Genomic DNA, 24,631 nt, shown 5'->3' on the forward strand with positions numbered 1-24,631 from the left:
GACGCCAGCACGCCGCCGAATCCGCCACGCCAGACCGACTCTCGACATCACAGCCCTTCGCAGCTGCAGGCCAAGGCCGTCGCGGCGCTGAGATATCACCCATCGAAAGGCACTCGTACCTCATGAGCGACGTCACAGGTAAGGCGACCACCAACGACGCCGGCGCGCCGGTCGAAAGCGATGAGCACTCGCTCACCGTCGGCGCCAGCGGCCCCATCCTCCTGCAGGACTCCTATCTGATCGAACAGATGGCGCAGTTCAACCGGGAGCGGATTCCTGAGCGGCAGCCGCACGCCAAGGGCAGCGGCGCCTTCGGCCACTTCGAAGTCACCGGAGACGTCAGCTCCTACACGAAGGCCGCCCTCTTCCAGCCGGGCGCCAACACCGACCTGGTGATCCGCTTCTCCACCGTCGCCGGTGAGCGCGGGAGCCCGGACACCTGGCGTGACCCGCGCGGATTCGCGGTGAAGTTCTACACCACCGAGGGCAACTACGACATGGTGGGGAACAACACCCCGGTCTTCTTCGTGAAGGACCCGATGAAGTTCCAGCACTTCATCCGGTCCCAGAAACGCAGGGCGGACAACAACCTGCGTGACCACGACATGCAGTGGGACTTCTGGACCCTCTCACCCGAGTCCGCCCACCAGGTCACCTGGCTGATGGGTGACCGGGGCATCCCGCGCACCTGGCGCCACATGAACGGCTACACCTCGCACACGTACATGTGGATCAACGCGCAGGGCGAGCGGTTCTGGGTGAAGTACCACTTCAAGACCGACCAGGGCGTCGAGCACTTCACGCAGCACGAGGCCGACCAGATGGCCGCGGCCGACACGGATTACCACACCCGGGATCTCTTCGAGCACATCCGGGACGGGGACTACCCCAGCTGGACGCTGTACGTGCAGATCATGCCGTACGAGGAAGCGGCCACCTACCGCTTCAACCCGTTCGACCTGACGAAGGTCTGGCCGCACGGTGACTACCCGCTGGTCGAGGTCGGCAAGATGACCCTGGACCGCAACCCCACGGACAACCACGCCGAGATCGAGCAGGCGGCCTTCCAGCCGAACAACCTGGTCCCCGGCATCGGCCCGAGCCCTGACCGCATGCTGCTCGCCAGGCTGTTCTCCTACGCCGACGCACACCGCTACCGCATCGGCGGCAACTACCAGCAGCTGCCGGTCAACGCCCCGATCGTGCCCGTCCACACGTACTCCAAGGACGGGGCCATGGCGATCCACAAGCGGCAGGACCCGGTCTACGCACCCAACTCCAAGGGCGGCCCGGCCGCCGACACGGCCCGCTACGGCTCTCCGCCGAGCTGGTACGCGGACGGTGACATCACCCGGGCTGCCTACGTCGACCACGCCGAGGACGACGACTGGGGCCAGCCGGGCACCATGGTGCGCGAGGTCCTGGACGACGCGGCGCGCGACCGTCTCGTGGACAACGTCGTCGGACACCTGCTCAACGGAGTGACCGAGCCCGTGCTCGTCAGGGCCTTCGAGTACTGGTCGAACATCGACAAGTCCATCGGTGAACGCATCGAGCAGGGCGTGCGCGCCAAGGCGAACGAGAAGGACCCCAAGGCCGCGGAGCAGGCCAACCCGGCCCGCAGCAGCATGCAGGACAAGGCCTGACCGAGGCCGCCGGAACCGAACGCGTCGGCCGCTGCCCGGGGGGGCCGCGGCCGACGCGCGCGTGCCGGGCCTCTCAGTCCTCCGGCACCGCGAAGTCGCACCAGACGGCCTTGCCCTCGCCCCGGGGCTCGATGCCCCAGCGCGAGGCGACCGCCTCCACCAGGACCAGGCCGCGGCCCGAGGTGGCGGTCTCCACCGGGGACTTCTTGCGGGGGCGGGTGCTGGAGCGGTCCTTCACCCAGAGGCGGACGCGGCGAGGCGGCCCTGTGAGCACCTCCAGCGTGAGGATGGCGCCTCCGTCGGTGTGGACCAGGGCGTTGACGAGCAGTTCGCCGGCGGCCACCTCGACGTCGTCGGCGACCACCCCTAGACCCCACGACGCGAGGTGTTCCCGTAGCGCCGCGCGCGCGTCGGCGAGCCCTTCGGGGTCGGCCTGGTGGATGTACCGGTGGATGCGCGGCTCGTGGAGCGTCCCCGGGTCGGGGAGCCGGCGCAGGACAAGGAGCGCCACGTCGTCGCTGCTTCCCCATCTCTTCCAGAGCGCGCGGGAGAGGTGGTCGGCCAGGTCCTCGGCGCTCTCGGGACCGGCGGACAGCACCTCGGCGAGGTTCTGCATCCCGGTGTCGAGATCCAGTCCCGCGTCCTCCACGAGCCCGTCCGTGCACAGCACCATCGTCTCGCCCGGCACGAGGTCGAGCCGCACCTCGGGGTAGTCCTCCATGCCGAACTCGGTGGCGAGCCCCAGCGGCAGCCCGCCACGGACCCGTGGCACGCCCACACGGCCGTCCACGTGCCGTACGAGGGGCGGCAGATGGCCCGCCCGCACGGCGCGCACGATGCCGGTGGCGGGGTCGAACTGGGCGTAGGTGCAGGTGGCGAAGCGCTCGGTGTCCAGCTCGGCCAGGAAGCGGGAGGCACGCGAGAGCACTGTCGCGGGTGGATGTCCCTCACCGGCGAAGGCCCGCAGGGCGATGCGAAGCTGCCCCATGATGGCCGCGGCGTGGGTGTCGTGTCCCTGTACGTCGCCGACGACCACGCCGATGCGTCCTCGGGGCAGGGTGATGACGTCGTAGAAGTCGCCTCCTACCTCGCGCCCGCCCCAGGCGGCGTGATAGCGCACGGCGACCTGGGCGTCCGCGACCTCGGGGACTCCGCGGGGCAACATCGTGGCCTGCAGACTCTTGGCGAGGTCGCGTTCCTCGTCGAACAGCATGGCGCGCTGCAGGGACTGGGCGACGATGCCGGAGAGCCCGATGCACAGGTTGCGGTCCGCGTCGGTGAAGTCCTTGCGGCCGCGGTAGAAGAGCGCGAGGCCGCCGATGGCGCGGTCCTGCGCGACCAGCGGCAGGAACGCCGCCGAGTCGAGTTGCATGTGCTCGATGTAGGGGCCGAGACGGCGAAAACGCCGCCCGAGGTCGGGCAGCGAGCCCACGAAACGTGGCTGCCTCGTCAGGACCGCCTCGGCGAGCGGCTGCGACTCGTCGACCTTGTGCAGCTTGAGTTCGTCGAGGGCCTGCATCGTCTGGCCCACCAGGGCGATGAGCTTGAGGTTCTCGCCTTCGACAAGGCCGAGGACCAGGCCGTCGGCGGCGAACCGGTCCAGGCCGCTCGCACCGGACAGTACGGCCACCACGTCGTCGACGGTGACGGCCCGGGAGAGGGCCTGCGTGGTGCCCTGCACCATCAGGGCGACGCCCTGCCTGCGCTCCTCCCGCGGGTCGGTCGCCGCGAGCTGGGCCCCGTCGTCCGATGCGGTGCGCACGACGCCGACGGCGCGCACGGCCCGGCCCGCGTCGTCGCGCAGGATGCGTCCACGGGCGTGCGTGAGGTGGACCGAGCCGTCACGGTGGCGGGCGCGGAAGTAGACGCCGAAGAGGTCCACGCCCGTGGTGTCCGCCTCCGTGACGGCGAAGCTGATGCGTACGGCCTCTTCGGGGGGCACGCGTCCCCGCAGCGAGGTGACCTTGCCGCGGAACTCTTCGGGGCGCAGGTCGAGCACCGCGAGGGCACTGGCATCGAGCCGCAGCGCACCGCTCTCCAGGTCCCAGTCGAAACCGCCCATGCCGGTCAGGAGCAGGCACTGTTCCAGGTCGATGTGTGACTTCTTGGCTGACGTCATGGCTGTCTCCGTATGCCGCTCGGTCACCATAAGCGCCAGGAGCCGCAGGCGCGCGGCGCTCGCCTCCCGGCCGACCCGCTCAGGACCGTCCAGAAAGTGGACAACGACCTTCCGGTGATCCATCGCGGCAACGGGGTAATCGGGTGTTCCGCGGCCCCGACGGCCGCGGATGACACCGGAGGGCGCGGACGCGCCTACGGAAAGGAGCAGACGTGGTCAGGGGCAGCAGAACCATGGCGGTCGCGGTCGCCGGAGCGGCTTTAGTGACTCTGGCCGGTTGCGGTGGCGGCGAATCGGATGACAAGCCCAAGCAGCCGTTCGCGGGCAAGAGCGCCGATCAGATCGCGGCTGACGCGGTCAAGGCGACCAAGCAGGCCGATTCGATGCACATGAAGGGCACCGTGCAGCAGTCGGCGGGCACCACGATGACCGTCGACCTGTCGGTGGACAACAGCAAGAACTGTGATGGCAGCTTCAAGGCGGAGGGTGCGTCGGCCGACGTCCGGAACACGAAGGGGACGTTCTACCTGCGGGGCGACGAGAAGTACTGGCAGCAGGCCCTCAAGGGGCAGGCCGGTGGCGACAAGATCGTGCCGAAGGTGGCCGACAAGTGGGTGAAGGCACCCGCCGACGACGCGACGACGAAGAGCCTGTGCGACAAGGAGGCGCTCATGTCCTCCATGGACGAGGACAAGTCGGAGCGCAAGGGGATGAAGAAGGGCTCGACGACGGACGTCGACGGAACCGAGACGATCCAGCTGACGAAGAAGACCTCCGGCGGCGAAACCCTCACCATGTACGTGGCCACCGAGGGCAAGCCGTACATCCTGCGCACGACGTCGAAGGGTGGCGAGAAGCCCAACACCTCCACCTTCAGCGACTACGGCAAGCCGGTCAGTCCCGAGGCACCCGCGCCCGGCGAGACCGTCGACCTCGAGAAGCTCGCCGCATCCGCCCAGAAGGCGTGACGCGACCGGCCAAGTGACGTTTCCGCATGGTCAGCCCCGTGAGGGGTACCGGAGTGCCATGCCTTACCGGCCCGGAGAATCCGTGGCCACTCCCCCGTCCAGAAAGAGGTGCGTATGTCCGCGTCCCTGCTCGAGTCCGTCGACGTCCGGGCGCCGGTTTCCGTCGCCTGGGACCTGTGGAGCGACGTGACCCGCTGGCCGTCGTTCCTCAGCCACGTACGGCTGGTCGAGCCGATGGACGAGCGACGCTTCGCGTGGCAGCTGGAACTGCCCGGTGCGGAGAAGAACTTCGTCGCCGAGCTCACCGAGGTGGTGCCCGAGAACCGGATCGCCTGGCACACCATCGAGGGGGTCGATCACGCGGGTGTGGTGACCTTTCACCGCCTCAGCGACACGACGAGCCGGGTGACGCTCCAGATCGAGTACGACCCCAAGGGCTTCGTCGAACACCTCGGCGCTCTCACCAATCTCGACTCCACCCTGGCCAACTACGACCTGGGGGAGTTCCAGAAGCTCGCCGAGAAGACGGCGCTGTCGCTGTAGCCCCCTGGCAGGGCCACTGACGGGAGGGCGCCGGGCCCGCATCCGCGGATGCGGGCCCGGCGCCCTCCCGTCGTGTCGTGGGTCAGGCCGCGTCGCTGTGCTGCTCGGCGGCGGACGCTCGATGACGTCCCGCGTGCCCCTCCCCGCGGACGAGGCGAAGGTGGCGTACGCGCTGATCGGTTCTCGGCCACGCTTCCCCGTTCAAGCGGTCCTCTATGCGGTCCATGGCGATGATCAGGAGTCCCATGGCCGGCAGGAGCAAAAGAGCGACAACTAGCATCGGCTGCGTCCTCCTCGCGGCTTCTCTCCTCGCCTGCCCGTGGACGGCGCGCTCACGGCCCCGAAGTCATGAAGAGACTGCAACGCTCTCTTCACATCTACCGAGCGCAGTGACCTTGGTCCCGCGACTGATGACCTTGGTCCCGTGTCCGGGGTTCCCGGATGGACAGTGATCCCAGTGTCGGACGGCGGAGCATATGCCGCCACTCGCACAAGGGAAAGGAACAAGCTCGTGGGCATCATCGCCTGGATCCTGATCGGCCTCATCGCTGGGGCCATCGCCAAGGCCCTCACCCCCGGCAAGGACCCCGGAGGCTGCCTGGTGACGATGCTGATCGGCATCGTGGGCGGGCTGCTCGGCGGCTGGCTCGGCAAGGTGGTCTTCGGGGTTCACTCGGTCAACGGGTTCTTCCACCTGTCGACCTGGATCGCCGCCATCGTCGGTTCCGTGATCGTCCTGATCCTCTATCGCCTGGTCACCGGAGGGCGGACCCGCTAGCCCCGGGCCGGGTGAGGGCGGCACACTGATTCCGCCATTTGGATTAGCTCGCATGTTCGAATCATTCGGTACACTGGCCGCATGGCAACGCACCAGCTCCAGGGCTCGCTCTTCGATCAGAGCGACGACGTGCGCCTGGGCCCTCTGGACGGCATCCGCAGGACAGTCCTCGGGGACGGCGCCTGGATGGACCTCCTGCCGGGCTGGCTCAGTGGCGCCGACACCTTGTTCGAACGGCTGGCCACGGATGTCCCGTGGAAGGCCGAGCGCCGCCAGATGTACGAGCGGGTCGTGGACGTCCCGCGCCTGCTCGCCTTCTACCGCGCCGGTGAACCACTCCCCCACGCCGTGCTCGACCAGGCCCGCGCGGCCCTCTCCGCGCACTACGCCTCCGAGCTCGGCGAGGCCTTCACGACGGCCGGCCTGTGCCACTACCGCGACGGGCGCGACAGCGTGGCCTGGCACGGCGACCGCATCGGCCGGGGCGCCCGCGAGGACACGATGGTCGCCATCCTCTCCGTGGGAGCCCCCCGCGACCTGCTGCTGCGCCCGCTCCGCGGCGGCGAGGTCGTCCGACGCCCGCTGGGACACGGCGATCTGATCGTGATGGGCGGCTCCTGCCAGCGCACCTGGGAACACGCCGTCCCCAAGTCGGCAAGGGCCGCCGGCGGGCGCATCAGCATCCAGTTCCGACCGCACGGAGTACAGTGACCGGCCGTCAGCTGTCGTACGGGAGCGGCGGCGTGCGGCGAGCCCGCCGCATGCGCTACAGTTGATCTTGCGTCTGCGGCCAGGAAATCCTGGCAACGGACCTGGCGTTGGTCGTCCAAGGAAAGACGCCCCGCTTCCTGCGGGGAAATGCAGGTGCAAGGCCTGCCCAGCGCTCACAGCAAGCCCCGGTCCCGGTTGAGGGACCGGGGCTTTTTTCTGCCCGGTCGAACACGAGGAGCGCACGTGCACCCATTGGCGGTCGAACAGAACTTCCGGACGCGGGCGAACCGACTGCAGGGCTGGGGGCTCGGGCTGCTGGCCTGCGCCTCGCTGCTCTGGCTCTATGCCGCATGGCAGGTGTTCACCTCATACGACTCCACGTACAACCAAGTGGACTGTCCCGCCCCGGTCAACGCCGAACCCCGGGACCTCTACTACGAGGGCCCCGCCGGCGCACACACCGAGGCACTGCAGTGCGCGTCCGACCGCAGCTGGCCCCAGCCGCTCGCGGCGTTGGTGGTCTCCGTCCCGCTGACGGCGATAGGCAGCGGGCTGTTGACCGCGGGATACGTCAGCATCCGCTTGCGCAACCACCAGGACGACTTGGAGAGCGCTCAGAACTGAGGCCGCGCAAGGTGGCCCGCCGCTGACTCCGCCAGTGAGGGGATCGCCGGGTGCCAGGGGTGGCTTTCGGGGCCTGTCAGGGCGAGGGTGCGGAATGTGTCGGGGTTCAGGGGCCGCAGGGTCAGGTCGGGTGGGAGCAGGGAGCGGGAAGCCTCGGACAGGACCGTGACGCCGATGCCCGCCTGCACCATGCCGATCAGCGTCGTCAGGTCACGCACCCGGTGGGCGGGGGCGAAAGGAAGCCCGGCCCGCGTGTGGATCGTACGGATGCGGGCCTCGCAGTTGTCGGGGGATATCAGGAAGCGGTCGTCCGCCAAGTCCCCGATGTGCACGCGGGGTTCGTCCGCCAAGGGGTGGTCACGGGGCAGCACCGCCCGGTAGTGATCCTCGGCCAAATAGATGCCGGGTCCCGGCGGCGGATCGATCACGATGGCCGCGTCGGCCACACCGTCCGCGAGCCAGGCGGACACCTCCGAGCTGCTGCCCTCGAAGACCCGGACCGTGACCCCCGGTTGGTCCTCCGCCCAGTGCCGGAGCAGGCCGGGGATCAGCCCCTGGCAGACCGTCGGCGTGCAGGCCAGCCGGACGGTGCCGGACAGCGTCTCGGCGGCCTCGGCCGCGATCCGTTCCACGGACCGGGACGCCGACAAAGCGGAACGGGCGTGCGGCAGGATCCGCTCCCCCAGCGCCGTGGTCCGCGCCGGCGCGGAGCGGACCAGGAGCGGAGCCGTCAGCTCGCGTTCGAGGGAGGCGACGGCGTGCGACACGGCGGACTGGCTCATGCCCAGCTCGTCGGCGGCCGCGCTGAAACCGCCGGCTTCGACCACGGCGACGAAGGCCCTCAGCTGGGGAAGATTCACGGTCATGCGGCGGCCTCATAGAGCTATGACTTCGGTGCGTTGGATCCATCGTCGCAGGTCGGCGAGTGTTGCTCCGTGCCGCCCACTCCGGCCGGCACGGAACGCAGCGCGTACCGAGGAGAGCCATGCCGTACATCCGTGTCACCGTCGCCGACGCCGACCTTCCCACCGCGACGCAGCGCGCCCTGGCCGAGGGCCTCACCGGTCTCGCGGTGACGGCCCTCGGCAAGTCCCGTGCGCGAACCATCGTCCACCTCGACGTGGTCCCGGCCGCCCGGTACTACGTCGACGGCAAGCCGCTGACGGGTGCGCTCGACGCGCATGTCGAGGTCAGCATCACCCTCGGCACGAACAACGCCGCGGAGAAGGCGGCTTTCATCGCCGAGGCCGGGCGGCTCTTGACGGACGTCCTCGGACCGCTAGCCCGGGGCGGGGTCGCGCTGCACGAACTGCACCCCGAGAGCTACGGCTACCAAGGCGTGACCCAGTTCGACCACTACCGGCAAACCGCCGGGGCAGTGGCGCCAAGGACCGCGGGTGTCGGGCCGTCGGGGCGGACGGTGATGCCGTAGACGGCCCCTTCCGGGGTGGAGCGGAAGCGCGGGACGTGGGCCGGCAGCAGATGTTCCAGGAGGGCGGTCGACTCACGGAGAGCGAACTGCAGGCCCAGGCAGGCCCGCGGCCCGATGCCGAACGGGAAGTAGCTTCCCGGGTGCGCCGGGCGTCGCCCGGGTGCCGTGAAGCGCGCCGGGTCGAACCGGTCCGGGTCGTCCCAGAGTTGAGGGTCCCGGTGCGCGAGATAGGGGCAGACCAGTACGTCGGTGCCCGCCTCGATCTCGTACCCGGCCAGGTTGTCGTCCTGCGCCACGCTGCGCGGCAGTATCCAGGCGGACGGGTAGAGCCGCAGCGCTTCGTGCACGAGCGCCTGGATGGCCTGCCGTCGCTCGGGCGAGCCATCGGCGCCCGCGGCGAGGGCCTGGACCCGTGCCTCCGGGGTGCGGTCCCACAAGAGATAAAGCCAGGTGAGGGTCGTGGCGGTGGTCTCGTGCCCGGCGACGAGCAGGGTGACGAGTTCGTCACGGATCAGCCCGTCGGTGTACTCGGGGCGGGTCTCGGCAGCGTCGAGCAGTACGTGCAGCAGGCCGGGGCCGTCGGGTCCTGCCTCGTGGCAGCGTGCGGCGGCGATGGCGCGGCTCGCCACCGCGTCGATGCCGGCCAGCTCGGCGGCGACCGCTCCCCGGGCCGCGGCACCGTCGGCGGGCAGGCTGGGCAGGGCGGCCACCACGGCGGGTACGGCGGCCAGTTCGCTCTCTGTCGTCGAGTCGAGGGGGTGGCCGGTCAGGGAACGCCAGATGGTGTCCAGGGCGAAGCGGCGCATCTCGTCGCCGACGTCGAATTCCTCTCCCGTACGGGCGTACTCGGCCCAGCGCGCCGCCGAGGTCCTGGCGGCCCCGGTGATCCGCTGCTCGTAGCGGCGCATGCCCCGGCCGGTGAACTGGGCCTGGAGCATCCTCCGTTGGCTCTGTCACGCCTCGCCTGTCGCGGCCAGGACTCCGTCACCGATCAGCAGTCGCGCGCGGTGCGAACGCTTCACGTACCGACCGGGGTGGAGGGCGAGCACGTGCTGTACGGCATCGGGGTCGGTGACCAGGACGGTCGGGCGCGGACCGGTACGGAAGGCGGCCACCCCGCCGAGCTGTTCGCGCACCCGGGCGAGGAGATCGATGAGTTCCCCTCCCCCGGCCTGCCACTGTGCGACCTGGTCGGGGTCGAGCTCGGGTACGCGGCAGGTGGCCACAGGGATGCTCCTGGTCGGCGGCTGTTCGTCGTCGTCAAGGACGCGGGGTCATCGAGGACGGTCTTGCGACACGCACTGTAGGTGAGCCGGCGCGGCACGCAACAGGACGCCTCGCGCCCGCACTTGGCGAGCCGAAGGGGCCGGGCCCTCGGTTGGAGGGCGCGACCCCTGGCGGCGACCGGAAGGTCAGACGCGGTCGGCCGCGATCAGGACGTACTGGAAGGAGCCGTCCTTGTACGAGTTGATGAACGCCTCCTCGATGCCGGTGACCAGCGACGACGTGGCCCGCAACTCCCAGTAGGGCAAGGTCGCGGGCGTCAGGTCGATGACGGCCTGCGGCACGAGACGGTTGTCGGCCATGGCGCGGAGATACTCGCGGCGGGAGTGGATGTTGCACTCGAAGTGCGCGTTGATCTGGGAGACCCACTTCGAGGGCTGGCCGTACCGCGGGTTCCAGCAGCCGGTGATGGTCACATAGCGCCCGCCGACTTCGAGGATCCGCGCGTGCTCGGAGAAGAGGTCGTGCAGGTCGACGTACATGCTCGACTCGTTGTTCCACGAGCCCGCGGCCTGCCCGGTCTCGAAGGGCATGTCGAGCATGTTGCACACGCGGGCGCGGACGTGGTCCTCGATGCGCAGTTCCTGGGCGCGCTGGTTGGCGAAGTCGGCCTGCTTGGCGGACAGGGTGACGCCCTCGACCTTGCATCCGAAACGCTGGTGGGCCATCACCATCGAACCGCCACGGCCGCAGCCCGCGTCCACGAGCGTGCCGTCACGCCCGACGGAGCCGAGGTTGTCCAGGAGGACCTCGGCCTGCGCGGACTCCAGGCGGTGCAGCTCGGTGATCAGCTTCTTCTCGTGCTCGCTGTCGCCGGCTTCCCCCAGGGCGGCGTGGTCGACGTCCCCGATGCCGTAGTGGTGGTGGTAGAGCCCGTCGACGTCACCCAGGCGCAGATTCACGGGCCGCGCCTCGTTGTTCCAGTAGCGCGCGATGTCGCCTTGGTAGGGCGTCGCCGGGGCGGGGACGAACGCGGAGGCACCGCTGACGGTGGTGAGTTCAGTGCTGGTCACAGATGATTCCGTCCTTACCAGAAATCGGGCAGGCTGTAGCGGTAGGTGTTGGTCTGGTGCCAGTGGTGGTTGCCGTCGACCCACACGGCCACGCCGCGCAGGAAGCGCAGCAAGCTCGGAACGGGGCAGGCGGTGGCCACGGCGGCGGCTTCGGCCTCGAAGTCGTGCATGAGGTCGTTGTGGACCTCGACCGCCTTGAGGTAGCCCTCTCGGTCGGAGACGTTCTCGCGATCGGCGATCACCACGGGCAGGTTCAAGTGCCGTCCGGGACTGGCGAGTTCCTTGGTGTACGAGTACAGGTCGTTGACGATGGTGCTGGCGTTCCCGGCGAGCGCGATGACCCGCTGCACGTCGGGCCGGGCGTGCAGGTCCGCGGGGAGTTCGTAGCCACCTACGGTGTCGGTGATGGCGGGGCACGGGCGGAAGTTGTTGAACTGCCGCATCGCGAGGTACTCCCACACTTCGGGGGTGTGGTCCGTCTGGGCCCAGGCGCCCTCCGCGAGGTAGCCCAGGTGCAGTCGCGCCATGTCGTGCCGGAAGCGGTCGGCCTGGGACGGGGTGGCCTGTTGGACGAAGTACTCCATCGCGGAGCGGTAGGCGCGCCGCGGGGCGTCCGCGTGGAGCGACTCCGCCCACTGCGGCTGGTACTCCTTCGTGACGTGCAGGGGGTCGAGTGCGGTGTGGGCCAGGAGAAGGCGACCTCCGAGGCCGATGGGCGAGCCGCCGTGGTCCTCGCAGTAGCAGTCGTCGACCGCGTTCTCGGCGACCATGAGCCGGGTCGCGACCATCAGGTGTTCGATGGTCGGGGCGTCCGGGTGGCAGGCGACCATGTACCGCCCGACCAAGAAGCCGTCGAACTGGCCTTCCCACTCGTCGGGGTACAGCTCGACCTCGTCCACCGCCCAGTCCTTGATCCTGCGGCTGACTTCCGCCACCCGGGCGGGGTCGGGCTCCGGCACGGGGTGGTAGTAGAGGCCCGGGATCTGAAGCGCCTCCGCCGGCGCCTCGGTCTCCTGGGGCTCCGGCTCCTGGGGCTCCAGCGGCTGCGGCTCCTCCCGCCGGCCCAGTTGGAGGCCCGCCGTGCCGAGACCGCTGGGGCCGCGCAGGATGCGTTCCAGGGCAGGGAGGGTGGGCGGGCTCGACGGCAGAGGGGAAGACCCGGGTTCGGGCATCCGTGGCTCCTTGGTGAGAGGGGTGTGCTCCCGGATCCGGGCATGGCCGCCCGGCCCGGGGCGGTCCGGGCTGTCGTGACCTTCCGACGGATCCGCCAGGCCTGCCTGCGTTACGCGGGCCTGCGTGCGATCTGCACGTTCTCCAGCACACCGAGGGCGTTGGGCACCAGGATGGCGGCGGAGTAGTAGGTGCTGACCAGGTACGAGGTGATCGCCTGGTCGCTGATGCCCATGAAGCGCACCGAAAGGCCCGGCTCGTACTCGTCCGGAAGTCCGGTCTGATGCAGGCCGACGACGCCTTGGTTGTCCTCGCCGAGACGCATGGCGAGGATCGAGCTGGTCTGTTCCTTGCTGATGGGAATCTTGTTGCAGGGCAGGATCGGGACCCCGCGCCAGGCCGGTGCCTGCTGCCCGCCGAGGTCGACGTGATCGGGGTAGATACCGCGGGAGTTGAGCTCGCGCCCGATCGCCGCGATCGTCCTGGGGTGGGCGAGGAAGAGCTTGGTGCCGCGGCGGCGGCAGAGCAGCTCGTCGAGGTCGTCCGGGGTCGGCGGCCCCGAGTGGGGCTGGATCCGCTGCTTGAAGTCGGCGTTGTGCAGCAGGCCGAACTCGCGGTTGTTGATCATCTCGTGTTCCTGGCGCTCGCGCAACGCCTCGACGGTGAGCCTGAGTTGCTCCCCCATCTGGTTCATCGGCCCGTTGTACAGGTCGGTGACCCTGGTGTGGACCCGCAGAATGGTCTGGGCGGCGGAGAGTTCGTACTGCCGCGGCTTGAGTTCGTAGTCGACGAAGGCGCCGGGCAGCGCGACCTCGCCGGCGTGACCGGCCGACATCGCGATCTCGGCTTCGCCGTACTTGTTCTGGCGTTGCCGAGGGAGCCTGCGGAACTCGTCGACGTGGGCCTGGAGGTCGGGCGCCGATGACAGCACGGACGCGAAGTCGGCGCGGGAGAGCGTGAGCAGGGTGCCGGAGGTCTCGGCGGTGGCGGTGCTTTCCCATCGGGCGTCGTCGTCGAGAAGGGCGGTCTCCCCGAACCGTTCGCCGTCGGCGAGTACGCCGACGCCGACCTCGTCGCCGTACTTGCCGACGGACTTCTGGCTGATCCTGCCGTGGGCGATCAGGTGGAGTTCCTCCGCCGGGGCACCGCGCTCGACCAGTACCTCTCCGGCGCGGAAGTCGCGCTGGACGCACCGGCCGGCGATCTCGGTCAGCACCTCCTTGTCGTCGAAGCCGCGCAGCAGGGCCAGTTCGCCCAGCTCCCGGGGGATCACCCGGACGTCGCCGCCGTCCTGGACGAACTCGATGCGCCCGTCTCCGACGGTGTAGGTCAGGCGGCGGTTCACGCGATAGGTGCCGCCCTTGGTCTCCACCCAGGGGAGCATCCGCAGCAGCCAGCGAGAGGTGATCTCCTGCATCTGCGGGGCGGACTTGGTCGTGGTGGCGAGGTTGCGGGCAGCCGCGGTGCCGAGGCTGGACTGCCGGGGTGGCTCCAGCTGGGCTTCCGGGCTGGTGTCAACGGTCATCGGGCGAGCTCTCCTTCGCAGGGGTGTTAACCGGCATAGACGTGCCAACCGGCGAAAGGTGGAAGTAGAGGCGTAATCTCAAGGATTTCGCCCGGATCCAGAGACCATTTAACGGCTGTTGCGCCCGCCTCGCCCGATAAGACCGGCGGCAGCACTCGAAGCGGTGATCTTGCTCGGAGCGGGGTTTATCTGAACAACCCACCGGGTTCTGGCCAGTTGGCCGGAGGATGCTCGCCCCCCGTATCCACCGTCACTCCAGAGTCGCTTGACGCCCCGTCAGGTCCGGTCTCCGGGGATTCTGCGACGAATGTCCTCCAGCAGGTTCCGCATCGCCACGCGGAAGATCTCGGCCTGGTGTTCGCCGAGGAAGGAGGTGTGCCCGAACACCTCAAGGACCACGAGCCCGTGCAGGTGTCCCCAGGCGCTCAGGAAGAGCGCGGTGGCGGCCGGCGGCAGACGCCCCCCGCCGAAGTGCGGCAGCTGTTCCAGGTGTTCCCTCAGCGCGGGCGAGAGCGCGGGGGCCTCCGCCGCGGCGAGTTGCTCGGCGCTGTACCCGGCGAACAGCTCGCGCTCGAAGATGGCGCTCATCCTGCGCGTCGCCTGGGTGGTCGTGCCCTCCGCGGGTGCCGCGTAGTCCCGCAGGGGCGTGCCGTAGAGGAGCTGGAAGTGCTCGGGGCGTGCGATGGCCCAGCGACGGTAGCCCTCGGCCGCGACCACGAGGCGCGGCAGGTCCGAGCCGTCCTCCGCGGAGTCGACGGCGGCCTGCACGGCGTCGGCCAGGTCGTCGTACGCCTTGGTGACGAGCGCCGTGACGAGCGCGTCCCGGCTCGGAAAGTAGTGGTAGAGGGCCTGCACGGTCATCTGGAGGCTGCGGGCGATCGCCCGCAGGGACAGGGCCGCGGGCCCGTGTTCGGCTATGTGGAGCTCGGCGGCGTCCAGGATCTCTCGCGTGGCGGCGGCGCGGCGCCGCTCGCGCAGGGAGGGCGTGGCCATGGCGGCTTCCTCTACGGGTGTGCGGTGACCAAACGGCGATCACCCTTGTGGGCGCCCGCAGTTGAGGGGCGTGAAGAAAATCTAACACTGCCAAATTTCTTGTCCTCTCACTAACGTCGGTCGCGGCGACGAAGAGTGCGACACCGCACCTGTTCCGGCCGTTTCGCGTCCCCTGCTTCAGGCCGCTTCTGCTTCAGGACGCTTCGCGCCGCTTTCGCCGCATGGACACAAAGGAGAGCGGACGTGTTTGAACGCATAGCCGAACTGGCGATCCGCCGGGCCCGGCTCATACTCGTCGTGGCCGTCGTCGCCATGGCCCTCATGGGTGCCTTGGGCGCCGGTGCCTTCGGCAAGCTACTGGGAGGCGGCTACAACGACCCGAGTTCGCAGTCCACCCGGGCCGGGGAGGTCATCGACGAGAAGTTCGACGGAGAGACGAACCTCGTCCTGCTGGTCCGCGCCTCCGAAGGCCGCGTCGACACACCGGATGCCCGACAGAGCGGCAAGGCCCTGGTCGCCGACCTCAAGAAGGAGAAGAACCTCGGGAACGTGATCTCGTACTGGGACACGGCAAGCCCCGACCTGCGCTCCAAGGACGCCCGTGAAGCCATGGTGCTCGCCCATGTGAAGGGCGACGACCTGGAGCGGGACGAGAACGCCAAGGGCGTCATCGATGCCTACGCCGGCCCGTACAAGGGCGCACTCACCGTCCAGGCGGGCGGCGGCGCGGCCGTGACCAGTGAGATGGGCACACAGTCCGGTGAGGATCTCCTGTTGGCCGAAGCCATCGCGGTGCCGCTCACCCTCGTGCTGCTTCTGCTCGTCTTCGGCAGTCTCGTGGCGGCCCTGTTGCCGTTGATCATCGGTCTCATCGCCATCGCGGGCACGTTCGCGGAGCTCTTCGTCCTCGGCAGCGTCACCGACGTATCCATCTTCGCCATCAACCTGACCACCGCCCTGGGGCTGGGCCTCGGGATCGACTACGCCCTGCTCATGGTCAGCCGCTTCCGCGAGCAACTCGCGGCAGGGGCAAGCGTGGAGGACGCCGTCCGCCGCACGGTCAGCACCGCCGGCCGCACGGTCGCGTTCTCCGCCGCGACCGTGGCTGCCGCGCTCGGGGCCCTGCTGGTGTTCCCGCAGTACTTCCTGCGCTCGTTCGGCTACGCCGGGGTCGGTGTCGTCGCCATCGCCGCCGTCAGCACCCTTTTCGTCATGCCCGCCCTCTTCGTCGTCCTGGGCCACCGGGTCAACGGCGGACGTCTGCCGTGGGCGAAGCGTGGGCGGTCCACCGGCCGCGCGCCTCTGTGGGGACGCCTCGCCGGCACCGTCATGCGGCGCCCCGCGCTCACCGCACTGCCCGTGCTCGCGGTGCTGCTCCTCGCGGCGAGCCCGCTCCTTGGCATCACCTTCGGCACACCGGACGAACGCGTGCTGCCCGAGGACGCGCAGAGCCGCCAGGTCTCGTCCGTCCTGCAGGAGAAGTTCAACGGCAACGACGACGCGGCGCTCCACGTCGTCATCGACGACCCCCTGAGCAAGGCCCCACTACAGACGTACGCCACTGACCTGTCCGGCCTCAAGGGCGTGGCCCGCGTCGAGACCAGCCAGGGCACCTACGCCGACGGACGGTCCGAGGCGACCGTCCCCAGCAACAAGGCCCTGGGCCGGCCCGACGCGCAGCAGATCACCGTCGTGAGCACCTTGCCGCCGAAGTCGGACGCGGCCCAGGACCTGGTGACGGAAGTGCGGGCGATCGACGCGCCCGCCGGATCACAGCCCCTGGTGGGCGGAGTCGACGCCGAACTGGTCGACTCCAAGGACTCCATCGGCAGCAGGCTTCCCCTCGCCGTGGCCCTGGTCGCCCTCACCACCTTCCTCCTGCTCTTCCTGTTCACCGGCAGCATCGTGCAGCCACTGCGGGCGCTCCTCCTCAACATGATCAGCCTGGGCGCCACTCTCGGCGTGATGACGTGGATCTTCCAGGACGGCAACCTCTCCTCGCTGCTGGGCTTCACGGCACAACCCATGGAGGTGTCCATGACGGTGCTGATGTTCTGCATCGCCTTCGGCCTCTCGATGGACTACGAAGTGTTCGTCACCAGCCGTATCAAGGAGCTCCACGACCTGGGCGAGGACAACGAGTCCGCCGTGACCAACGGCCTGGGACACACCGGACGCATCGTGACCGCGGCGGCCTGCCTGCTCGCGGTGAGCTTCTTCGCCTTCGGCACGGCCAAGCTGAGCTTCATGCAGATGTTCGGCCTGGGCAGCGGCCTCGCCATTCTCATCGACGCCGTCGCCGTCCGCGGCATCCTCGTACCCGCCGCGATGCGGCTGCTCGGCCGCTCGGCCTGGTACGCGCCCGGCTTCCTGCGGAGGTTCCACGCACGGTTCGGCCTCAGCGAGTCGGGCCCCGTTCCGGCGCCCGCCGCCGCGACGGAACCCGCGACCGAGTCGCCCTATGTGAAGAACTAGGCCACAAGGATGCCCCGCTCGCCCCCGGTCGTGTCGGGGGTGAGCGGGGCATCCGGCGTTCAGGACAGGTACGCCTCCACCTCGCTGAACTGCGCCGCGGGCCAGCCCGTGTTGGCCGTGACGCGCAGCCGCAGGTGGCGGACGTCGGGAGCGGATGCGGGCAGCGTGACGGTCACTTTGTTGCCGCTCGCCGGGTCGAAGCGGTAGTCCTTCGACTCGGCCAGCGTGCTGAAGGTGACGCCGTCGGTGCTGCCCTGGACGGACAGGGTCTGCGTCCTTGCCGCCCAGGCGGCGGGCGGCGGCAGCTTCAGGACGAGCCTGCGCACCGCTTCGGCCTTGCCGAGGTCGACGGTGATCGACTGCGGGAAGGCGTGGTTCGCGGACTCCCAGTACGTGGCCGCGTCACCGTCGACCGCCTTGACGGGCGTGTAGACGTCGGCGGAGCCGGTCGCGGTGGCCGGACGGCTCTTGGCGAGGTTGCGGTCGGGGTCGGGGTCGGGGTTGCCGCCGCCTGGCTGCGGCCAGGTCGAGCAGTCGTCCCAGGTGCTGTCCCAGCCGGTGTTGCCGCCGCCGTCGGTGAGGGTGAAGGTGCCGGAGCCCGTCGGGTAGGGGCAGTTGTAGACACCGGCCGCGCCCACCCCGGTGGCCTTGACGTTGGACATCTTCACCGCGCCGGGCGTCTCGGCCTGGACGACGACCGTGCCCACCTTGTCGATGGTCGTGCGGTCGATGCTGACGTTCTTCACGGCCTTGCCGGTCCCGCCGCCCGACACGAACTCGTACGCGCTCCAGGGACTGTCGGTGATGGTCGTGTCGGTGATGTTCACCGTGGCCTCGATGGCGCTGTCGTAGGCGTCCACACGCAACGCGCCCATGGGGTGCTGCCAGTTGGGGTTCATGGCCCCGGTGCGCACGAGGGTGTTGCCGGAGACGGTGATGGTGCCGGCCAGCGGGAAGAACGGGTCGAGGAACTTCTGATTGGAGATGGCGATACCGCTGCCCAGGGCGTTGGTGTCGAGAATGAGGTTGTCCTTGACGGTGATGTTCCGGCCGCCGTAGATGGCGATGCCGTTGGCGAGGTTGGGCTGCGAGATGGTGTTGCCCGCGAAGGTCGAGTCGCTGTTGGTGGTGTTGAGGGACCACATGGCCAGGGCGTCGTCGCCGGTGTTGCGCAGGAAGTTGTCGCGTACGGTGACGCCCTTGGCCGTGCCGTTGAGGTTGAGACCGTCGGCGGTCATGTCGAGGATGCGGTTCTTCTCCACGACCAGGTTGTCGTTGTTGCCCGTCAGCCAGAGGCCGACCTTGAGGTGCTGCAGCCACATGCCGGACACGGCGGAGTTCGGGCCGAGCGATCCGTTGATGAAGTTGTCCGGGCTGCTGTCGACCCGCTCGGTGACCTCGCCGATCACCGCGAAGTCGTGCAGGCCCACCTTGCCGTTGGGTGCGCTCGACTGGTCGATGAAGCGTGAACCGCGCACGACGGAGTGCCAGTTGCCCGCACCGCGGATCGTGACGTTGTCGACGTTGTTGAGCGATTGGGTGAGCTTGTACTCGCCCGGTGGGATCCAGACCGTGCCTCCCTTGGCCGCCGCGATGGTCTCGCGGAAGGCCTGGGTGGAGTCGCCCTGGCCGGTGGGGTCGGCGCCCTTGTCGGTGACCGAGAGCGCGCCGGAGGGCTTGGAGGCGGCCGCCGCGACCTGCTCGAAGTCGGCGACGTCGACGGTGACCTGGGTGCCGGTGGCCTCCAGTTTCACCTTGTCGCCGGACTGCAGGTTCTGGCCGAGCTGCAGCCGTGCGTTGTCGAAGAGGTGGTGGGTCTTGGAGCCCGCGATCCAGGAGGTGTCGACGTAGCTGTACTTCGACGTGACGGGCAGCGTCTTGGAGATCTTCTGTCCGTTGACGTACACGGCCATGGAGCCCGACTGACCGTCGGGGACGTTGTAGGCGACGTTCAGGGCGTTCGCCGCCTTGGCGAGGGTGAACTCCACGCTCTGGCCCGCCGCGAGCCGCACCGCCTGGCGGCCCGACGCCTCGGAGGCGACCGTGCCCTGAGTGTAGTCGGGCCCGATCTTGGTGCCGTTCGTGGTCGCGCTCTCCGCCTCGACGGAGGTGAACGGCAAGGTGGCGCCCGCTGCCGCCTCGGCGGCCTGCGCGCCGGTGGCGGTGAAGCCGGTGACGAGGGTGCCGACGAGGCCCGCGGTGGCCACGGCGGCGTACCACTTGCGCGTGGCTCTCGTTCTTGTAGTGCTCCTGTCATGTCTGGTCATGGAGTGGTGCACCTTCCTTGTGAGTGGGGAGGTCAGTGCTCGGTCTCGGGGGGGGGACGCGCTGTCAGATGCGCAGCCAGACCGCCGTGTCCCGCGGCAGACGGCGTGCCTCGTCCAGAGGGCCGCTCGCCAGCAGGAGGCGGGTGTGGGCGGGGAGTTCACAGGGCTCGGGGGCGAGGTTGACGACACAGGCAAGGCCCGGTTCGCGTACGAAGGCCAGCACGCCGTCGGCGGCCGGCAACCAGGTCAACGGGCCGTCGCCGAAGCCCGGTTCGATGCGGCGCAGGCGCAGGGCGGCGCGGTAGAGGGTGAGCATGGAGCGGGGGTCCGCCGCCTGGAGGTCGGCGGCGTACGAGGGCCAGCCATCGGGCTGGGGCAGCCAGGGGCCGGCCATCGACCCGAAGCCCGCGTGCGGTTCGGCGGCCGTCCAGGGCAGGGGAACCCGGCAGCCGTCGCGGCCGGGGTCGGTGCCGCCGGAGCGGAAGTGCATGGGGTCCTGGATGTGCTCCCGGGGGATGTCGGCCTCGGGGAGGCCCAGTTCGTCGCCCTGGTAGATGTAGACGGCGCCGGGCAGGGCGAGGGCCAGGAGGGCCGCGGCGCGGGCGCGACGGGTGCCGAGTGCCAGGTCGGTGGGGGTGCCGAACACCTTGGTGGCGAAGTCGAAGCCCGTGTCGTCGCGGCCGTAGCGCGTGACCGTGCGGGTCACGTCGTGGTTGCACAGCACCCAGGTCGCGGGGGCTCCCACGGGTGCGTGTTCGGCGAGGGTCGCCTCGATGGACGTACGCAGCTTTCCCGGCTCCCAAGGGCAGGACAGGAACGAGAAGTTGAAGGCGGTGTGCATCTCGTCCGGGCGCAGATAGCGGGCGAAGCGTTCGGCGTCGGGGAGCCAGACCTCTCCGACGAAGACGCCGTCGTACTCGTCGGCGACGGCACGCCAGGAGCGGTAGATGTCGTGCAGTTCGTCGCGGTCGATGAAGGGGTGCGGGTCGACTCCCTCGGTGAAGTCGGGCAGGGCGGGGTCCTTGGCGGGCAGGGCCGCCGAGTCGATCCGTACGCCTGCCACTCCCCTGTCGAACCAGAACCGCAGGACGTCCTCGTGCTCCTGGCGGACCGCCGGGTGGGCCCAGTTGAGGTCGGGCTGCTCGGGGGCGAAGAGGTGGAGGTACCACTCGCCGTCATCGACGCGGGTCCAGGTGGATGCGGTGGCGGAGAACTGGGACGGCCAGTCGTTGGGCGGGAGTTCGCCGTGTGCGCCGCGGCCGGGGCGGAAGTGGAAGAGTTCGCGTTCGGGGGCGCCGGGGCCTGCGGCAAGGGCCGCCTTGAACCACACGTGCTGGTCGGAGACGTGGTTGGGGACGATGTCGACGATGGTGCGGATACCGAGCGCACGAGCTTCGGCGATGAGCTTCTCGGCCTCGGCGACGGTGCCGAAGGCCGGGTCGATGACGCGGTAGTCGGCGACGTCGTAGCCGCCGTCGACCATGGGTGAGAGGTACCAGGGGCTGAACCACAGTGCGTCGACGCCGAGTTCGGCGAGATAGGGCAGCTTGGCGCGGACGCCGGCGAGGTCTCCGGTGCCGTCGCCGTCACCGTCCGCGAAGCTGCGTACGTACACCTGGTAGATGACGGCCGAGCGCCACCAGGAGGCATCGGTCGGGGAGGTGACTGCCACGTGAGTTCCTTTCGGGCAGGTGGGACCCCGTCGCCGGGGCGCGGTGCGGTGGCGGGGTGCGTGGGGCGGGGCCTGGGGGTCAGCCCTTGAGGCTGCCGGCGGTCAGGCCGCTCATGATGTTGCGCTGGAAGATCAGAAAGATGATCAGGGTCGGCAGCGAGGCGATGGCGAGGGCGGCGAGGAGCCAGTTCTCGGAGACGCTGGCGGCCAGGGAGTAGATGCCGACGTTGACGGTCTGCTTTCCGGGGTCGGGCAGGGTGAGCATCGGCCAGAGGAAGTCCTTCCAGACCGCGACCACCGCGAAGATCGACACGACGCCGAGGATCGGCCGGGACAGCGGCAGGACCACCGAGCGCAGGGTGCGCATGGACGAGGCACCGTCGATGGCGGCGGCGTCCAGGAGCTCGCGCGGGATGGAGTCGAAGAACCGCTTGAGCAGGAAGATGTTGAAGGCGTTGGTCACCGAGGGAAGCCAGATCGCCCAGGGCGAATTGATGAGGTTGCGCTCCACGACCGGCACGTCGAGGACGGTCAGGTACTGCGGTACGACCAGGACGGCGGCCGGGATCATCAGGGTGAGGAGCATCGCGCCGAGGATGGCCTTGCCGAAGACGGGCCGCAGCTTGGAGAGCGAGTAGGCGGCGGCCACGTCGAAGACGAGCTGGAAGGCGAGCGCCCCGAACGCGTAGTACAGGGTGTTGAACAGGAGCCTGGCCAGGTCCATCACGCCCCAGGCGTCCGCGTAGTTCTGCGGATGCACGGAGTCGGGGATCAGGCTGGGCGGTGTCTGGGCGAATTCCTGCGGCGATTTGAGGCCGCTGGTGACCATCCAGTACAGCGGACCGATGAAGACCAGGGTGAAGAGGACGGTCACCACGGTGAACGCGGTCCAGTAGAGGAACTTGCCCCGTGGTCGGGCCAGTTGGGCCGGAGAGATCAGGGTGCGTGTGCTCATGTCCGTCGTCTCCCCCGGCTAGTCTTCGCTGCCGGCGCGGCTCAGTCGTGCGTACGCCGCCGAGAATCCGGCGAGCAGTACGAGCAGGACCAGGCCGAGCGCCGCGGCGCTGCCGTAGTTGTTGAAGGTGAACGCGTACTGGTAGATGAGATGGACGACGGTCAGGGTCGCGCCCTCGGGGCCCGCGCCGCCGGTGAGCAGGAACGGCTCCACGAACACCTGCATCGTGGCGATGATCTGCAGGAGCAGCATGAGCGAGAGGATCAGCCGGGTCTGCGGGATGGTGACGTGCCAGATGCGACGGAAGATGCCCGCGCCGTCCAGCTCGGCCGCCTCGTACAGCTCGCCGGGGATCGACTGCAGCGCGGCCAGGTAGATCAGCGTCGCGCCGCCCATGTTCATCCAGGTGGCGGCGACGACCACGGAGAGCATCGCGGTGTCGGTGTCCTGCAGCCAGGCCTGCCCGGGTAGACCCACGGATTCCAGGATCCGGTTGAACAGGCCGTATCCGGGGTCGTAGAAGTACTTGAAGAGCAGCACCGATGCCACCGGCGGCAGCATCACCGGGAGGTAGACGAGCAGCCTCAAGTAACCGCGCCCGTGCCGGAATTCGTTGAGGATCAGGGCGATGGCGAAGGGCACGGCGAAGCCGAGGAGCAGCGCGAGTCCGGTGAACAGGAGGGTGTTGCGCCAGGCCTGCCAGAACGCCGGGTCGTTGAAGATGTAGGTGAGGTTGGACCAGCCCGCCCAGACCGTCTCGCCGTTCTCGGTCTTCTGGAAGGCCAGGATGAACTCCCTGACCATCGGGTACCAGGAGAAGATCGAGAAGCACAGGAGTGCACCGATCAGGAAGGCGTGGGCGGTGAGGTTGCGCTTCAACGCCCTTCGGAACGCGCCGCGTTCGGGGCCGGAGGCCCGGCCGCCTGACGGCGGTGCGGGCCTGCGGGCCTCGTTCTTGTGGAGGGTGGGGGCGGACATCACTGGTTGGCCAGGACCTGGTTGACCTGTTGCTCGGCGGTCTTGAGGAGCTTGTCCGCGTCGGCGTCCTTGTTCGTGAGGACGGCCGACATCAGGGTGTCGAGGATCTTGTAGACCTCTTGAGCCTTGGGCGGCTCCGCCTTGCCCGTGACCGGCTTGTCGGTGAAGGCCTGGAAGTTCTCGACGGGCATGGTCGCGCTGTCCTGGCGGGCCTTGTCGTCCTTGGTCTTGCTGTCGCCGGTCCAGAAGTTCGGCTGCGGCAGACCGACGGGCAGACCGTCGGCCTTGGTGCGGGCCCAGTCGAACTGGCCCTTGCCGACGCTGAGGAACTTGAAGTTGATCCAGGCGACCGCGGCCTTGATCTGGTCGGGCGAGCTGCCCTTCTTGATCATGTAGTCGTTGCCGCCGAAGAGCGTCGCCTTCTGGCCGGGTATCGGCCCCATCCCGAAGTCGTCGTACTTCGCGCCGAGGTTCTGCACCATGTACGTGATGTCGTCGGGCGCGGCGAGGAACATGCCGAGCTTGTCTGCGGCCATCTGCTTCTGCAGGTCGCCCCACTTCAACAGCTGGGTCTTGCCCATGCTGTTGTCGTCCCAGCGCATCGCCTTGAGGTTGTCGACGATCTTCTTGCCGGTGTCGTTGTTGAAGGCGGCCTTGGTGCCGTCCTTGCTCACGATGTCGCCGCCGAGTCCGTAGGTGGTGGCGGTGAAGTGCCAGCCGCCGTTGTTGCCGGCGCTGTACTCGCCGAAGCCCGAGACGCCGTCGCCCAGGGCGGCGATCTTCTTGGCGGCCGTGCGGACCTCGGCCCAGGTCTGGGGCGGCGAGTTCGGGTCGAGTCCGGCCTTCTCGAAGAGCTTGCGGTTGATGAGCAGGCCCATCGTGTAGTTGCTGAAGGGCAGGCCGTAGAGCTTGTCGTCCTTCTTCAGGACGCCCAGGACGTTCGGGTCCATGTCCTTCAGCGCCGGTACGGATTTGTTGTTGACGTACGCGCTGATGTCCTGGGCGCCGTTGTTGTCCAGGACCTGCTGGAGATCGGTGAAGTAGGTGTAGAAGACGTCCGGTTGAGACTTCGCCTTCAGCATCGCCGTGAAGCGGGGAGGCTCCAGGCAGGGGTCGGTCTGCTTCCCCTTGATCGTGACGTTCGGGTACTTCTTGTTGAACGTCTTGACGTCCTCCTTCCACTGCTTGAGCTCCGCCTTCTCGGCGGCCGGCGGCATGCAGTCGATGGTGAGCGTCACCTTGGTCTTCGGGTCCAGCGGTGCGGCGGCCTGGGCCGCGTCGGCGCCGTTGTCCCCGTCGGAGTCGCCGTCGCTACTGCTGCTGGTGCCGCAGGCGGCCAGGGCGGTGAGGGCGAGCGCGGAGGCGACGGCGATCGTGGCCGTTCGGCGGTGGGTGCGGGTCGAGCTGCTCATCGGTGGACCCCTTTGGACAGTGCCGCCTGCCCCTACGGGCAGGGACGGCATGGCAGGAGCAGGGAA

At 69.0% G+C, this 24,631-nt stretch carries 21 protein-coding genes; 8 read left to right on the top strand and 13 right to left on the bottom strand.

The genetic code is table 11. From position 1 onward, the window contains the following. Positions 1 to 122: 122 nt before the first annotated feature. Positions 123 to 1,646 carry a catalase gene (locus ACIBCK_RS34335; RefSeq protein ID WP_399396626.1) on the top strand — a complete coding sequence of 508 codons (1,524 nt, stop codon included), beginning with the start codon at positions 123 to 125 and terminating at the stop codon, positions 1,644 to 1,646. A 73-nt stretch (positions 1,647 to 1,719) separates the two neighbouring features. Here the strand turns inward: ACIBCK_RS34335 and ACIBCK_RS34340 are convergent, their stop codons facing one another. Beyond that, a complete protein-coding gene (locus ACIBCK_RS34340) occupies positions 1,720 to 3,765 on the bottom strand; it encodes a SpoIIE family protein phosphatase (RefSeq protein WP_399396628.1) in 2,046 nt (681 codons plus the stop codon). Between the two features lie 212 nt (positions 3,766 to 3,977). Here ACIBCK_RS34340 and ACIBCK_RS34345 point away from each other — a divergent pair, with 212 nt between their 5' ends. The 5 genes from ACIBCK_RS34345 (at position 3,978) to ACIBCK_RS34365 (ending at position 7,389) form a co-directional block, all read left to right on the top strand. Next, on the top strand, positions 3,978 to 4,733 hold the full coding sequence (locus ACIBCK_RS34345) for a hypothetical protein (RefSeq protein ID WP_399396630.1): 756 nt from the start codon (positions 3,978 to 3,980) through the stop codon (positions 4,731 to 4,733). A gap of 114 nt (positions 4,734 to 4,847) precedes the next feature. After that, entirely contained in the window at positions 4,848 to 5,276 is a 429-nt protein-coding gene (locus tag ACIBCK_RS34350; RefSeq protein WP_399396632.1) for an SRPBCC family protein, read from the top strand. A gap of 511 nt (positions 5,277 to 5,787) precedes the next feature. Further along, on the top strand, positions 5,788 to 6,054 hold the full coding sequence (locus ACIBCK_RS34355; protein ID WP_399396634.1) for a GlsB/YeaQ/YmgE family stress response membrane protein: 267 nt from the start codon (positions 5,788 to 5,790) through the stop codon (positions 6,052 to 6,054). 81 nt (positions 6,055 to 6,135) lie between these two features. After that, positions 6,136 to 6,765 carry an alpha-ketoglutarate-dependent dioxygenase AlkB gene (locus tag ACIBCK_RS34360; RefSeq protein ID WP_399396636.1) on the top strand — a complete coding sequence of 210 codons (630 nt, stop codon included), beginning with the start codon at positions 6,136 to 6,138 and terminating at the stop codon, positions 6,763 to 6,765. 243 nt (positions 6,766 to 7,008) lie between these two features. Then, positions 7,009 to 7,389 carry a hypothetical protein gene (locus tag ACIBCK_RS34365; RefSeq protein ID WP_399396638.1) on the top strand — a complete coding sequence of 127 codons (381 nt, stop codon included), beginning with the start codon at positions 7,009 to 7,011 and terminating at the stop codon, positions 7,387 to 7,389. On the opposite strand, the gene ACIBCK_RS34370 is transcribed toward ACIBCK_RS34365, so the two are convergent. Further along, on the bottom strand, positions 7,380 to 8,255 hold the full coding sequence (locus ACIBCK_RS34370; protein ID WP_399396640.1) for a LysR family transcriptional regulator: 876 nt from the start codon (positions 8,253 to 8,255) through the stop codon (positions 7,380 to 7,382). The two genes, ACIBCK_RS34365 and ACIBCK_RS34370, sit on opposite strands and share 10 nt — an antisense overlap. A gap of 119 nt (positions 8,256 to 8,374) precedes the next feature. On the opposite strand from ACIBCK_RS34370, the gene ACIBCK_RS34375 reads away from it, so the two are divergent. Continuing rightward, entirely contained in the window at positions 8,375 to 8,821 is a 447-nt protein-coding gene (locus ACIBCK_RS34375) for a 4-oxalocrotonate tautomerase family protein (RefSeq protein ID WP_399396642.1), read from the top strand. Here the strand turns inward: ACIBCK_RS34375 and ACIBCK_RS34380 are convergent. From ACIBCK_RS34380 to ACIBCK_RS34405, 6 genes are all read right to left on the bottom strand, one after another. After that, complete coding sequence (locus tag ACIBCK_RS34380; RefSeq protein ID WP_399396644.1) at positions 8,746 to 9,759, bottom strand: cytochrome P450; 1,014 nt, start codon at positions 9,757 to 9,759, stop codon at positions 8,746 to 8,748. The genes ACIBCK_RS34375 and ACIBCK_RS34380 overlap by 76 nt on opposite strands. A gap of 15 nt (positions 9,760 to 9,774) precedes the next feature. After that, positions 9,775 to 10,047, bottom strand: coding sequence for a hypothetical protein (locus ACIBCK_RS34385; protein WP_399396646.1), 273 nt, complete (start codon positions 10,045 to 10,047; stop codon positions 9,775 to 9,777). A 186-nt stretch (positions 10,048 to 10,233) separates the two neighbouring features. Then, positions 10,234 to 11,118 carry a geranyl diphosphate 2-C-methyltransferase gene (locus ACIBCK_RS34390; protein ID WP_399396647.1) on the bottom strand — a complete coding sequence of 295 codons (885 nt, stop codon included), beginning with the start codon at positions 11,116 to 11,118 and terminating at the stop codon, positions 10,234 to 10,236. Between the two features lie 14 nt (positions 11,119 to 11,132). Next, positions 11,133 to 12,389 carry a family 2 encapsulin nanocompartment cargo protein terpene cyclase gene (locus ACIBCK_RS34395; protein ID WP_399396698.1) on the bottom strand — a complete coding sequence of 419 codons (1,257 nt, stop codon included), beginning with the start codon at positions 12,387 to 12,389 and terminating at the stop codon, positions 11,133 to 11,135. An 11-nt stretch (positions 12,390 to 12,400) separates the two neighbouring features. Continuing rightward, positions 12,401 to 13,813, bottom strand: a complete 1,413-nt coding sequence (locus tag ACIBCK_RS34400; RefSeq protein ID WP_399396648.1) for a family 2B encapsulin nanocompartment shell protein — start codon at positions 13,811 to 13,813, stop codon at positions 12,401 to 12,403. 276 nt (positions 13,814 to 14,089) lie between these two features. Beyond that, positions 14,090 to 14,806 (bottom strand): TetR/AcrR family transcriptional regulator, encoded by a 717-nt coding sequence (locus ACIBCK_RS34405; RefSeq protein WP_399396650.1) that lies wholly within the window; start codon positions 14,804 to 14,806, stop codon positions 14,090 to 14,092. A gap of 243 nt (positions 14,807 to 15,049) precedes the next feature. Between ACIBCK_RS34405 and ACIBCK_RS34410 the strand changes: the two genes are divergently transcribed. Beyond that, the gene (locus tag ACIBCK_RS34410; protein WP_399396652.1) at positions 15,050 to 17,281 is read left to right on the top strand and encodes an MMPL family transporter; all 2,232 of its coding nucleotides are present in this window, start codon (positions 15,050 to 15,052) and stop codon (positions 17,279 to 17,281) included. Positions 17,282 to 17,340: 59 nt separating this feature from the next. On the opposite strand, the gene ACIBCK_RS34415 is transcribed toward ACIBCK_RS34410, so the two are convergent. From ACIBCK_RS34415 to ACIBCK_RS34435, 5 genes are all read right to left on the bottom strand, one after another. Then, positions 17,341 to 19,548 carry a discoidin domain-containing protein gene (locus ACIBCK_RS34415; protein WP_399396654.1) on the bottom strand — a complete coding sequence of 736 codons (2,208 nt, stop codon included), beginning with the start codon at positions 19,546 to 19,548 and terminating at the stop codon, positions 17,341 to 17,343. 64 nt (positions 19,549 to 19,612) lie between these two features. Further along, complete coding sequence (locus ACIBCK_RS34420; protein ID WP_399396656.1) at positions 19,613 to 21,220, bottom strand: glycoside hydrolase family 13 protein; 1,608 nt, start codon at positions 21,218 to 21,220, stop codon at positions 19,613 to 19,615. A gap of 79 nt (positions 21,221 to 21,299) precedes the next feature. After that, on the bottom strand, positions 21,300 to 22,175 hold the full coding sequence (locus ACIBCK_RS34425; protein WP_399396658.1) for a carbohydrate ABC transporter permease: 876 nt from the start codon (positions 22,173 to 22,175) through the stop codon (positions 21,300 to 21,302). An 18-nt stretch (positions 22,176 to 22,193) separates the two neighbouring features. Further along, complete coding sequence (locus ACIBCK_RS34430) at positions 22,194 to 23,153, bottom strand: carbohydrate ABC transporter permease (RefSeq protein WP_399396659.1); 960 nt, start codon at positions 23,151 to 23,153, stop codon at positions 22,194 to 22,196. Continuing rightward, complete coding sequence (locus ACIBCK_RS34435) at positions 23,153 to 24,565, bottom strand: extracellular solute-binding protein (RefSeq protein WP_399396661.1); 1,413 nt, start codon at positions 24,563 to 24,565, stop codon at positions 23,153 to 23,155. Before ACIBCK_RS34435 ends, ACIBCK_RS34430 begins: the two co-directional genes overlap by 1 nt. Between the last annotated feature and the right edge of the window lie 66 nt (positions 24,566 to 24,631).

Source organism: Streptomyces sp. NPDC051218, assembly GCF_044455475.1.
Taxonomy (GTDB): domain Bacteria; phylum Actinomycetota; class Actinomycetes; order Streptomycetales; family Streptomycetaceae; genus Streptomyces.